Raw genomic sequence first — 12,842 nt, 5'->3', positions numbered from 1 at the left:
TTATTGTACTTTAATTTTGATAACGATCTTTATGACTATACCTTCTCCGATGCAGGGGGCATGTCCATCCTGAGGAAAGAAAATTGCAAAATTGCCGGGCTGCAAATCGAAATTTAGTGTTGGCTTGTCTTCAAAAAATTGGATATCTTTTGTTTCATCGAAAGGAGCAGCTTCTTTTGTCAGTTCACTTCTTCCAGTCCAACCGAAACCTTCAGCCTTCGAGATAGGTATCTGTATATCTATGTAGTTGTTATGTACTTCAAGTTTCGCTTGTTCGGGTGTTTTTAATTTGCTTTCGCTAATGCTTGCAAATACATTCTTTCCGTCAATCTCGAATTTTCCGAGCTCAGGATTTTTTAAGTCCAATGATTGTATAAACTTGATAGCTTTGCCAAAATGAGGATTTAGTGTTTCGTACTCTGTTAGTTTCGAAAGGTTATCTATTATCATGGTTGTAAAATATTATGATTTATACAAAAATAGGAAATATTTGCAATAAGTTCTCCTATTTTAGATATAAGTAAATGAAAGTAAGGTCTCAGTCCTTTTTATTACTTTGGTAAGTAAAGCAACCCAAGTTGGTTATAATCTAAAAGCATATCATTAAATACTTGCTGTTACTTATTTAATGATATGTTGTGCTTATAGTAAGCAAGTATATCAACTCGTTCCCTGATTTTACAAATAGGTCTGTGATCTTAATAGATATAACCTATGCGCTTATCAATTATCTATAAGAAAAGTGGATAGAAAAGTAATCTAAATTGCTTTATCTTTGTTCCCTTGAAGAATAAGATTATATGCAGAAAGATATAGATTTAAGAATAAGCCCCAAAGAGGCATCAGATATAAATATTGTAAAGAATCTGGCATCATCGAAAGCCGGAGTTAAGATATCGGATATCACCGATCTACAGATACTGAAAAGATCTATTGATGCCCGCCAGAAATTGATATTCATCAATTTACGTGTTCGTTTATATACCGGTGAGCAGCAACCCGAAATATCATATATGCCGACTCATTATCCGGATGTAAGCCAGGCTCCTCAGGCTATAGTTGTGGGTGCCGGTCCCGGTGGATTGTTTGCTGCACTGAGACTGATAGAGTTGGGTGTTCGCCCCATTGTTGTGGAACGTGGTAAAGATGTGAGGGAGCGCAAAAGAGACATGGCGGCTATCAATCGGGAGCATATTGTAAACGACGAATCTAACTATTGCTTTGGTGAAGGAGGTGCAGGTGCTTATTCGGATGGAAAGCTGTACACCCGCAGCAAAAAGAGAGGTGATGTGGATAAAATACTGAATGTCTTTTGTCAGCATGGAGCTGTTACCGATATTCTGGTAGATGCCCATCCTCATATAGGAACAGACAGGTTGCCTGCCATTATCCAAAGGATGCGTGAACGTATCATTGAATCGGGCGGAGAAGTTCATTTCAATACAAGGATGGATGAATTGATCATTGAGAATAATGAGGTAAAAGGTATCCTTACCAATACCGGAAAAACATTCGAAGGATATGTCATACTTGCAACCGGACACTCAGCCCGTGATGTATATTACATGCTCCACGATAAGAAAATCAAATTAGAAGCAAAAGGTTTGGCCGTAGGGGTACGTGTAGAGCATCCCGCACACCTGATAGACCAGATCCAGTATCATACGGAGGAAGGACGTGGCGAATACCTTCCTGCGGCAGAATATAGCTTTGTCGTACAATCGGGTGATAGAGGGGTATACTCCTTCTGTATGTGCCCGGGAGGAATTATTGTTGCTGCTGCCAGCGGACAACGTCAATTAGTGGTGAATGGTATGTCTCCGGCCAGTCGTGGTTCGAAGTGGTCTAATTCGGGTATTGTGGTTGAGATTCATCCCGAAGATTTTCCCGAATATGCAAAGTATAACGAACTCGCTCTATTGAAATTTCAGGAAGATATAGAGGAAAAAGCATGGATTGCAGGGGGGCAGCGACAAACTGCTCCGGCTCAGCGTCTATACGATTTTGTGAATCATAAGAAGAGTAAAGACCTGCCTGTAACATCCTATGCTCCTGGTATTGTTTCGTCAGATCTGCATGAATGGCTTCCTCCATTTATATCGAAACGGTTGAAAGACGGATTACAGCAAATAGGACGTAAATACCAAGGCTTTTTGACTAATCAGGCTGTTCTATTAGCGGTCGAAAGTCGTACATCCTCTCCTGTACGGGTTTTGAGGGATAAAGAGACCATGCAGCATGTCGAAATCAAAGGTCTTTTTCCTTGTGGAGAAGGAGCCGGTTATGCCGGAGGAATTGTTTCGGCGGCAATGGATGGTGAGCGTTGTGCTGAGGCACTGGCGAAGGTGTTGCTCTCAGTAAGAACTGATTAACCTGTAGTTGTCGAACCATTCTATAATTGGTTAAAATTTCGCCAATGTCAACTTGTTGTTCTTTTAATACATAGAATCCTTTTTTCTGAAAGAAAGGTTTGGCTGTAATACTTGCGTCTACAGTAAGGGTATTCAAAGAGAAATAATAAGCAAAATTTTCTAACGATTCGAATAGTAACGAACCAAATCCTCTGTGTTGATACAGATGATGTACAAACATAAAATCAATATGACCTTCATCGGTTATAGATGCAAAACCAAATAATTCAGAGTCACAAGCTACAACAATAAAGTATTGATTAATGATGCGTGATCGCCACATATCATCGTTTTCGCCACGTTTTATCCAAGCTGATATTTGTTCGGGTGTATAATCTTGATTGTTGATATGCGTTATCGACTCTCTAAAAAGTTTTTTGATAGCAGGGATGTCAAGAAATGAAGCTTGGCGTCTTCTTATTTTTCCATGTTCATAAGGAGGAGTATAGTCTTTATTTTCGACTAATACATTTTTTGGTTTTTTCTTTAAGTTGATATATATGATTATAACACCTATTACTAGCCACAAATACATCATTTTAGTTTTATAACTTATTACACTATCATTATACTCATTTAAAGACAGGTAAGATTTATCTCTTGTTTGTATTGTATAAATTTGCAAAGGACTATTATAATTGAGCTTTTCACTAAAGGATAAAGGTATATCTTTCACTATTTTCTGATGATATTCGTTTTTATCAACTTTAATAGTAATAGAGTCTCCTGATTTTATATCCTGTAATAGGTTATTATTTGTTATTATTGAAACAAGGGGAGTCTCTAGTAAAAAAGAATTATCGGGATACATATCTAATTTAATAAAAACAGATTTAATATACGATGATTCTGTTATCTGTAGGTGGTTGGCAATAATCCCTTTAAGTTCTATTAATTCACTTGGGTGAATATTTTGTTTGGTTTGAAAATTATAAAAAGATGTAAGTAAAAGACTAATGCCTAATAATAAATTAAATCCCCATAATATGAATCTGAACCTTGTTGGTCGATTCTCTATAGTCTTTTCTTGTTCTTTTTTGAAAAGAATTTTTAGAATATAAAAAGAACTATAAAAATCGGATCTAACTGAGATAGAAGTGCTATCATTGGAAAAAAGTGTGAAAATAAGATGGTTGTCGCCACCCTTATATTTTATGTATCTTTCATATTCATCTGATCTGACTATATCCCGAAAGTATATTTTTCTGATTTTCAATTTTAATATAGAATGCATTTCTAATCTGTCATCATATATCATCAGTGTTCCCCAACGGAGGCAGGTTCGAAAAAAAGAGATACTAAGTAATAAAGGTAAAACTCCACATATGAACATCAAGGGATATATAGGATAATTAATAATTGTAGCCCATAAATAAATCATCCATATTGAGAAAATAAAGATTAGGATACTGACAGAGAACAAAACCCCTTGATAATGCGCTCGAGGTTTTTCTATTTTGATCAGCTCATTGGTATTCTCTTTCAATACCTGTTCTTCCATAATTTTCGTAAGTGTTCCAAAGTACGAACTTCGGCCGGATTATCTTGAGCTTCCCAGAATCGGCTGTTCTTTATTTCTTTAGGGAGATAGTCCTGTTGTACGAAATTGTTTTCGTAATCGTGTGCATATTTATACTCTTTGCCATAATCGAGCTCTTTCATCAACTTGGTAGGCGCATTGCGTAAATGTAATGGAACGGGCAGATTCCCCGTCTTTCCAACCAAAGCCAAAGCTTTATCGATAGATAGGTAAGCCGAATTGCTCTTGGGAGAGGTTGCCAGATAAACTGTTGTTTCGGCTAAAATGATGCGCCCTTCCGGCCATCCTATTTTTTGTAAAGCATCGAAACATGCATTAGCCAAAAGTAAGGCATTGGGATTTGCCAGACCAACATCTTCGGCAGCGGATATAACAAGACGCCGTGCTATAAATTTAGGGTCTTCGCCTCCGGCAACCATACGTGCAAGCCAATAGATCGCAGCATCAGGGTCACTACCCCGTATTGATTTTATAAACGCCGATATAATGTCGTAATGCATTTCGCCGCCTTTATCATAAGCAGCAGGATTTTCCTGAAGACGTTCTGTTACAATTTTATCATTGATAACGAATGAATCTTCTGTTTCGGCGGCTACCACCAAATCGAGGATATTCAGCAGTTTACGGGCATCCCCTCCGGAATATTTTAACAGCGCATCTGTTTCTTGCAGGTCTATATTCTTTGTTTTGAGAATAACGTCCTCGGTTATGGCTCTATTGAGCAATTCTAAGAGGTCGGCTTTTTCCAGTGACTTCAAAACATATACCTGACATCTGGACAATAATGGACGAATGACTTCGAATGAAGGGTTTTCGGTTGTAGCTCCTATCAGAGTGATAACACCGGTCTCTACAGCCCCGAGCAATGAATCTTGCTGAGATTTGCTGAAACGGTGTATTTCGTCAATAAATAATATCGGATTGCGAGCATCAAAAAAAGTATTCTTTTTGGCAGCATCTATTACTTCCCTCACATCTTTGACTCCCGAATTGATAGCACTCAGCGTAAAGAATGGTGTGTCGAGGGTATTGGCTATAATTTGAGCCAGAGTTGTTTTTCCTACTCCCGGAGGTCCCCAGAGCAGGAAAGAGGGTACACGTCCCGAATCGATCATTTTACGCAAAACAGCACCTTCACCGACCAAATGTTTCTGACCGATATATTCGTCCAGTGATTTTGGACGCATGCGTTCTGCTAAAGGCTGGCTCATAGTTTATTCCTTTGCTTTATAAAATTTTCTCAAAACAGACACTACTTTCTATCAATTTGTATTGTCCGTAATTGGGTATTTGTATATAGTTATTTCTCTTATAAAAGTTGACAGCCTCGGACATTTTCTTTCCGGTCTCCAGTATACATATTTGTGCGCCCAAATTCACTGCCCATTGTTCTAGTTCATTTAGAATCTGAGAGGCTATATTCTTCCGCCGTTCATCTTTCTGCACATACATTCTCTTTATTTCCATTTTGCCGGATGTATATTCTCTGATAGCACCGCATCCTATCGCTTTTTGGCTTTCATTATAAGCTATAATCACGTGTTTTATCGATTCTGTAGCATTGTATTGCTCACAAACTGCATGGGCATTTTTATCTACTTTATCAAGAAAAGAGTCCAGTTCCCGTATCAAATTCAGAAAATCAGCGTTTTCCGAACTTGTCCTTTTGAATTCAACCATAATTATAATAATTTAAACAAAATACCTGTGATCAAAAGCTATGAGAAGAAAGATAAAACTTCATCCATCTGTTCTTTGAAGTGGGTATTGCCATTTCTTTGATCGAATTTATCGGCCAGATCTGCTGCTACACCCAGATAATAGTTGTACAGATCGGTCAAGTGATATGTATTGTCTTCTCTGTAATAAGGTTGTCTGCTGCTTATCATATCCAGAACACGAGTATCATCACCCTTTAATAAGTGAAGTACAGATAATGCAAAATCGAAACGAACAGCCGATTCGGCATCTATCTCCAGATTGACATATTTTTCGAAGTACATCCATGCCCTGTCTTTTTGTTTCTTAGACATGTAGTACATCATCAAAGTTACTTCATATAATTGAAAAGGAAGAACCGAAAGCTTCGAAAATTCATCATCGGCTTCGTTAAAATATTTCGTAACCCTATCGTCATCCATTTTTCCTCCCAGATAATAGATAAGCCCGCTATATACGGGTATGGAATTCATTTTGTGAGAAGATTGGTTTGCTACAAATTCGTTGATATGTGCTATGGCTTTCTCAAATTCACCCTCAAACATTTCAACATAAATAGTAGTGATCATGTCATTACTCCATGACGACAATGCATCCTCGGGTTCTTTATCTCTATTGTCTAGGTATGTTCGGGCAGCAATTTTATCACCCATAAACAAAGAGTAATTCGCTACGATATTATAATATTCCCGCAGGCTGAATCCGCCTTTGATACACCTGCTTTTGAAATCTTCGAAAATGTTCTCGATCTGTTCCTTTGTTATTATAAGATTGTTGTAAGAAACAGCAGCAAGCCATTTGTATTCCTGAAGAATCTCTTCTTCCGAAAACATACCGGGGTTGTTGTCCGCAGTATTGAGTATCCAAGCGAAAGCCGGAAAACTCTCCTGTGAATGAGCTGTGAATTGTTCGGTACGGATTAGATCCATACGCAGGTCAAAACCCCAGTCCTGATCATTATTCGCATCAGCCAACGCTATGGCCTGTTTTAGTAAAGTAAGCTGATCTTCAGCTTTTTTGAGCTGCTGAATATTAAGCAATATTTTTTGTATTTCGAGATTGTGATTCATTTGTTAGTTGATCGTAGGTTGCAGGACTTCGCTTAATTCCATTTTGAATTTATCAGTTCCATTTCTCGAATCGAACCGTATAGCGAGGTCGTTCGCTTTCTTATAATAATATTGAAACAACTCTTCTGTATCATATATGTTGCCAGACGAATAATAGGGTAATTTTATACCCAGATTCAGCTCTTTTTTATTAGCTTCTTTTAGCAAAGGTAGTACGTTTTTAGAGAAATCGAAACTGACAGCATCTTCCGAGTTGACCTCCCATTCGGCATACTTTTCGAAGTATCGCCAAGCTTCGTCCTTATTATTTAGGGTAAGATAATACAGGAGATTGGATACATGCGATATCAGTGAAGTATCATTTTCTTTCAGAGCAGCAATTTCTTCTTCTGCCTTAGGGAAAAACTGGGCAGCTCTGGCATCTCCGGCTTTGCCTAAATAATACGTAAGATTACAAAAAGTAACCAGAGGCATTACTCCGCATGTCAGCTTTTTTGTAATCAGATCAGAGGCTGTAGAGAGTGCTTTATCGAAATTTCCTTCTATCAGCTCTATTTCAACCTGTGTATCTAATTCGCATGCGGGGCAATGCGACATTCTATCTCGTTCTGTTTCGTTCCGTAAAGTTAGAATTCTCTTTGCCTCTTCAGTATTTCCTATAAACAGGTTCCAGTATATTAATACACTGTAGTATCCTCTGAGTGTGTATCCATTCCGTTCCATTCTTATTTTCAGATCATCCATGATTGAATGAACCTGTTCCATCGATATGTTTACATTTCGCCGTGCTGCACCTGCCATCCATTTGTACTCCCATAAGAAATCACTTTCGTCAAATGTTTCGGGGTTAGAGTCATATGTGCTAAGCAGCCAGGTGAAAGCGGCGAAACTATCTATACAATGAGCTGTATCCCTTTCTTCGAAAATAAGGTCGAGACGCAGGTCAAAACCCCAGTCGAGATCATTGTTGGCATCAGCTATCTGTATGGCTTGTTTCAATAAGTTGATACGGTCTTCCGGAGATTCTATCGAATCTTTCTTTAATAGTAGTTTTTGTATTTCTAAATTATGATTCATATTTTGATAATGAAATTTGTGTCAGATTCTGTTATTTAAGGTCTCAGGCCTAATTTATTGTCCATTCAAGTATAACAACGATTGATAGTTATAGCTTTAAATACTTTCTGTTATTTATATACGGATAAAACATCAGAGTTTCAGTCTAAAAGCTTTCAGTCCTGAGATGCGAATAATTTATAATCCTCTTCGACTTTGGTGAATGTTTTATTCAGGGTATCAAATAAACTGTCTAATTCAGCGTCGAATTTTTTTTGTTCGACACAATTTAGTATCTGCTTGATGACTGCCAAGCATTCGTCTGTTGCCCTGTAGAATCTGTTGTACACATTTATATACGATTCATCCTTGAGTTTTGTTCTGTCTTTTTTAGAAAAATCTTTATGAATTTCTGTTATGGATTGAAGATCAGTAATATCCATTTTTAAAATAATTACACTGAAATCCTGTGAATATACTTGCGAAACAATTTTTCTGAGCTTGTCCAGATCTTCTTTCATTGGGACGATAAAAGCAGAAGCTTTCTTGCTTTTCAATATTATATTTTCGGCCATATCTTTTACATCCGAATTGTATATTGAAACTCTTCTCCATGCAGCTTGTGCACTAAAGATCGATTGTTGAAGACTGTCTCTTAAAGCCGGATATCTATTAAAAGAGAGGTCTTTGAGATATTCTTTGTCTCCAAAATAATTACATAAGCTTATACAGCTTTTTTTTACCTGTTCGGTGCTCGTTTCGGCTTTAGCGACCAGAGATACTAGCTCTTCCTTTTCAAAAGAATTTTTTGTGCTGTATTTGAGGGCTAAATATTCCTGTGCAGCATTATTTTCTATATCAGAAGGGCTTTTGGGGTCTATCGCATAAAGAGGAGTATTAATGTCTTTTTTGAGATTATGTATATTGAAATCAGCCAGATATAAAGGTTTGTTGAGGTAATAACCTATTACATCGGCATTATAATCAGACAATCTCGAAATCGATGATGTAAGTCTGAGGGTTTCCGTCTCTGCCTGATTGTTCTGATTAGATACGGACTGAGCCGGCAAATGGAAGGAAGCCAAAAGCAATACTATGATTGAGGATAAACGTTGCATATTAAATAAGTGATATTGGTGTCTTATATTCTGAAGAGGAAATTTCTGTTTGTTGACTATATCTTGAATTGAATCGGCATTATATAATGTAGACCCAAAGACTGAGAAAACGGATGCTTTCTCTAAAAGTAAAAACTAGAATGTCCCTAATCGTTTTTTTATTCTGTAAAATTAGAAATCTTATTGATACCGAAGAAAAAAAACAAGTATTTCTTAGTTGCCGCACGAAAGAAAGCTTGAGACTATAAAGAATGCAAATCGGTAGACTGCATGGAGCTTCTTGATATTTTATCTATAGGTAAAGTGTTCTTTGAATAGTTGAAGAGAATCAGAAAAATTCTGTGTATGGGTGTATTGTTTATAATCGATTTTGAATATGGACAAGTAAAAAAGTAACAAAAGAAAAATACATTTTTGATGTTACTTTTGTTACCCTTTTGGAAAATCTTCTGCAGGGGCGAATAAATATTCGCCAGAAATGAAAACACCGGGTAAAAGATTTTTTACCCCTGCAAGGTCGATTACCTTATCTAAAGGTAAAAAGTAACATCAGAAAAGCGTACCTAAAAAGCGTAACCTTTGTAACCTTTTTAAGAGAAATAGAAAGTTGATTATCGTTCATTGATCATTGATTTTATTACCTTTGTCTGACGCTTTCGCTGTATGGATATATCTGTTTGTATAGAGTTTTGCTGCAGCTCAAGATAGATTATGGATCATAAACTTTAGCTTCTAATTTCAGAATGTTATCAAAATTTACGGAAGAATTCGGTCTTCATATCGAAGAGGCCGCTTCAAGGTTAGAAAAGGTAGTAAGGAAAACTCCGCTCGAGGTCAATCTTTCATTGTCGAGAGATACAAAGGCCAATGTTTATCTGAAAAGAGAAGATCTGCAGATTGTTCGGTCTTACAAGTTACGTGGTGCGTATAGTATGATGAGCGGACTTAATGACGATGAGCTGAAAAGAGGAGTTGTATGTGCCAGTGCCGGCAATCATGCGCAAGGAGTAGCTTACAGTTGCAATATGCTGAATACAAAAGGTGTGATTTTTATGCCTAAGATAACACCCAAACAGAAAGTCAGCCAGACCCGTATGTTTGGAAACGGCAACATTGAAATAGTATTGACCGGAGATACATTTGATGATTGTGCAGATGCCGCAAAAAAATTTACGATCGAACACAATATGACTTTTATTCCTCCGTTTGATCATACAAAGATTATTGAAGGACAGGGAACCATCGGTGTCGAAATATTAGAGAAATTTAAAGATGGAATTATCGATTATATATTTATACCCATCGGAGGAGGAGGTTTATGTGCCGGAGTCGGAGCATATATAAAAGAACATTCTCCGAGAACAAAGGTTATTGGGGTAGAGCCGCTAGGCGCACCAAGTATGACAGCAGCCTTTGAAGCCGGACATCCGGTAATGCTGCCTCAGATTGACAAGTTTGTAGATGGAGCTGCAGTAAAAAAAGTAGGAGATTTGACTTTTCCTATTTGTAAGAAAGTTGTAGATGAGGTTTGTCTTGTTCCCGAGGGGGAAGTTTGTACGACCATCCTAAATTTGTACAACAGAGATGCAATAGTTGTGGAGCCTGCCGGGGCATTGTCTATCGCTGCATTGAATCATTATAAAGAAAAGCTGGAAGGAAAAAATGTCGTTTGTATTGTTAGCGGAAGCAATAATGATATAAACCGGATGCAGGAGATTAAAGAACGATCTCTTATTTTTGAAGGTCTGAAATATTATTTTATTGTTGATTTTCCGCAGCGTACCAATACTTTGAGAGATTTTGTGAATCGGGTATTGGGTGAGCATGACGATATTGTCAGGTTTGAATATATGAAAAAAAATGACAGGGAGAGTGGTCCTGCATTGGTTGGCATAGAAGTTGATTCAAGAGAAGAATACGAAAAATTAATTGAGCGTATGCAGGATTATGATCTTGATTTCACTCTGCTTGATCCAACCAGTGATGTCGGAAAATATATCGTGTAAATAATAAAACGGGTAAAAAATAGTTATATATATAACATTTATACATAAAAATAATATTGAATGTGTGGAATTGTCGGTTATATAGGATTTAGGGATGCATATCCGATTTTGATAAAAGGTCTGCATAGGCTTGAATATAGGGGCTATGACAGCGCCGGAGTTGCTTTATTGAATAACGATAAGGAATTATCTGTTTATAAGGCAAAAGGTAGAGTAAATGATTTGGAAGAATATGTGAAGGATAAGGATGTGAGCGGTACAATAGGTATTGCGCATACCCGTTGGGCTACACATGGCGAACCAAGCAATGCTAATGCACACCCTCATTATTCACAATCGGAGACATTAGCTCTGATTCACAATGGTATTATCGAAAATTATGCTGTGTTGAAAGCTGAGCTTTTGAAAAAAGGCTATAAATTTCAGAGCAGCACCGATACCGAAGTTTTAGTTCAGTTTATTGAATATATTAAAACTCTGAATAACTGCGATCTATTTTCAGCAGTCCAGCTGGCTTTAAAACAAGTTGTAGGCGCGTATGCGATAGCTATTGTAGAAAAAGGGAATCCTGATCAGATTATTGCCGCTCGTAAGAGCAGCCCTTTGGTTGTAGGGATCGGAGAGGGCGAATTCTTTTTAGGATCGGATGCTTCGCCTATTATCGAATATACAAATAAGGTTATTTATCTGAATGACGAAGAAATAGCTCTTATTAAGAGAAACGAAGATCCAAAGATATTCACAATCTCTAATGTAGAAACAACTCACGAGATCAAAGAGCTGGAATTGAATTTGAGTGAACTCGAACGGGGAGGTTTTCCTCACTATATGCTCAAGGAAATTTATGAACAGCCTCAGACACTTAAAAACTGTATGAGCGGACGTGTGAATGTTGAGGGAACTAACATCACGCTATCTGGGATTATTGATCATAAAGATAAATTTATCAATGCCCGCCGAATTCTTATTATTGCTTGTGGTACATCTTGGCATGCAGGTCTGATCGGAGAATATCTTTTCGAGGAATTTTGCCGTATACCTGTTGAAGTTGAGTATGCTTCGGAATTCAGATACCGTAATCCGGTGATTTATAGTGATGATGTTGTTATTGCTATTTCTCAATCGGGAGAAACAGCCGATTCTTTGGCTGCTATCGAGTTGGCTCGCAAAGCGGGTGCTTTTGTGTATGGAGTGTGTAATGTTATCGGTTCATCTATTCCCCGTAATACTGATTCGGGTTCGTATACCCACTGCGGTCACGAGATCGGGGTTGCATCTACCAAAGCATTTACCGCTCAGGTAACAGTGCTTACTATGATGGCATTGGCTATAGCTAAAGAAAAGAAAACAATAGAAGAAGACCGCTATTTGTCTATCATCAAAGAGTTACAGAATATTCCGGATAAGATCGAAAAAATTCTGGAATCGGATGAAACTATCAAGCAATTATCCAGAATATTTACTTATGCCCAGAACTTTATTTATCTCGGCCGTGGCTATAGTTACCCGATAGCTCTGGAAGGTGCATTGAAGTTAAAAGAAATATCATATATCCATGCCGAGGGATATCCTGCTGCGGAAATGAAGCATGGCCCGATTGCATTGATTGATAATGAAATGCCGATTGTAGCTATTGGTACAAATAACGCTATTTATGACAAGGTTGTAAGTAACATACAGGAAATAAAAGCTCGTAAAGGTCGTGTGATTGCAATTATTAATGAAGGAGATGAAGATATAAAGAAAATGGCAGATCATTATATAGAAATTCCCGCAACGGAAGAGTGTCTTGATCCGTTATTGTCGTGTATTCCACTTCAGTTGTTGGCATATCATATTGCTGTTAATAAAAACAGGGATGTGGATATGCCGCGAAATCTGGCTAAGTCGGTAACTGTAGAGTGATAAATAATGAACTAATG

9 protein-coding genes and 1 pseudogene are annotated in these 12,842 nt (G+C 37.5%); 3 read left to right on the top strand and 7 right to left on the bottom strand.

Annotated elements, in window-relative coordinates:
- Positions 1–450 carry a YhcH/YjgK/YiaL family protein gene (locus K322_RS0107285; protein ID WP_026626295.1) on the bottom strand — a complete coding sequence of 150 codons (450 nt, stop codon included), beginning with the start codon at positions 448–450 and terminating at the stop codon, positions 1–3.
- Between the two features lie 350 nt (positions 451–800).
- On the opposite strand from K322_RS0107285, the gene K322_RS0107280 reads away from it, so the two are divergent.
- Positions 801–2,372, top strand: coding sequence for an NAD(P)/FAD-dependent oxidoreductase (locus tag K322_RS0107280; protein WP_026626294.1), 1,572 nt, complete (start codon positions 801–803; stop codon positions 2,370–2,372).
- A 28-nt stretch (positions 2,373–2,400) separates the two neighbouring features.
- Here the strand turns inward: K322_RS0107280 and K322_RS21145 are convergent.
- The 6 genes and pseudogenes from K322_RS21145 to K322_RS0107250 form a co-directional block, all read right to left on the bottom strand.
- Positions 2,401–2,946 (bottom strand): annotated as a pseudogene (locus K322_RS21145) (GNAT family N-acetyltransferase); the annotation flags it as partial.
- Between the two features lie 947 nt (positions 2,947–3,893).
- Positions 3,894–5,162, bottom strand: coding sequence for a replication-associated recombination protein A (locus tag K322_RS0107270; RefSeq protein ID WP_026626292.1), 1,269 nt, complete (start codon positions 5,160–5,162; stop codon positions 3,894–3,896).
- A gap of 16 nt (positions 5,163–5,178) precedes the next feature.
- The gene (locus tag K322_RS0107265) at positions 5,179–5,631 is read right to left on the bottom strand and encodes a GNAT family N-acetyltransferase (RefSeq protein ID WP_026626291.1); all 453 of its coding nucleotides are present in this window, start codon (positions 5,629–5,631) and stop codon (positions 5,179–5,181) included.
- A 38-nt stretch (positions 5,632–5,669) separates the two neighbouring features.
- Positions 5,670–6,740 (bottom strand): hypothetical protein, encoded by a 1,071-nt coding sequence (locus K322_RS0107260; RefSeq protein ID WP_026626290.1) that lies wholly within the window; start codon positions 6,738–6,740, stop codon positions 5,670–5,672.
- A 3-nt stretch (positions 6,741–6,743) separates the two neighbouring features.
- Entirely contained in the window at positions 6,744–7,817 is a 1,074-nt protein-coding gene (locus K322_RS0107255) for a hypothetical protein (RefSeq protein ID WP_026626289.1), read from the bottom strand.
- A gap of 155 nt (positions 7,818–7,972) precedes the next feature.
- Positions 7,973–8,914: a hypothetical protein gene (locus K322_RS0107250; RefSeq protein WP_026626288.1), complete on the bottom strand. Its 942-nt coding sequence runs from the start codon at positions 8,912–8,914 to the stop codon at positions 7,973–7,975.
- Positions 8,915–9,657: 743 nt separating this feature from the next.
- Between K322_RS0107250 and ilvA the strand changes: the two genes are divergently transcribed.
- The gene (ilvA, locus tag K322_RS0107245) at positions 9,658–10,920 is read left to right on the top strand and encodes a threonine ammonia-lyase (protein WP_026626287.1); all 1,263 of its coding nucleotides are present in this window, start codon (positions 9,658–9,660) and stop codon (positions 10,918–10,920) included.
- 60 nt (positions 10,921–10,980) lie between these two features.
- A complete protein-coding gene (gene glmS / locus K322_RS0107240) occupies positions 10,981–12,825 on the top strand; it encodes a glutamine--fructose-6-phosphate transaminase (isomerizing) (protein WP_026626286.1) in 1,845 nt (614 codons plus the stop codon).
- Positions 12,826–12,842: the final 17 nt, after the last annotated feature.

Origin of the sequence: Indolivaga capnocytophagoides DSM 22835 (genome assembly GCF_000426485.1) — a bacterium.
GTDB classification, from domain to species: Bacteria; Bacteroidota; Bacteroidia; order Bacteroidales; family Dysgonomonadaceae; genus Dysgonomonas_A; species Dysgonomonas_A capnocytophagoides.
This window is presented reverse-complemented; position numbering and strand designations above follow the sequence as displayed.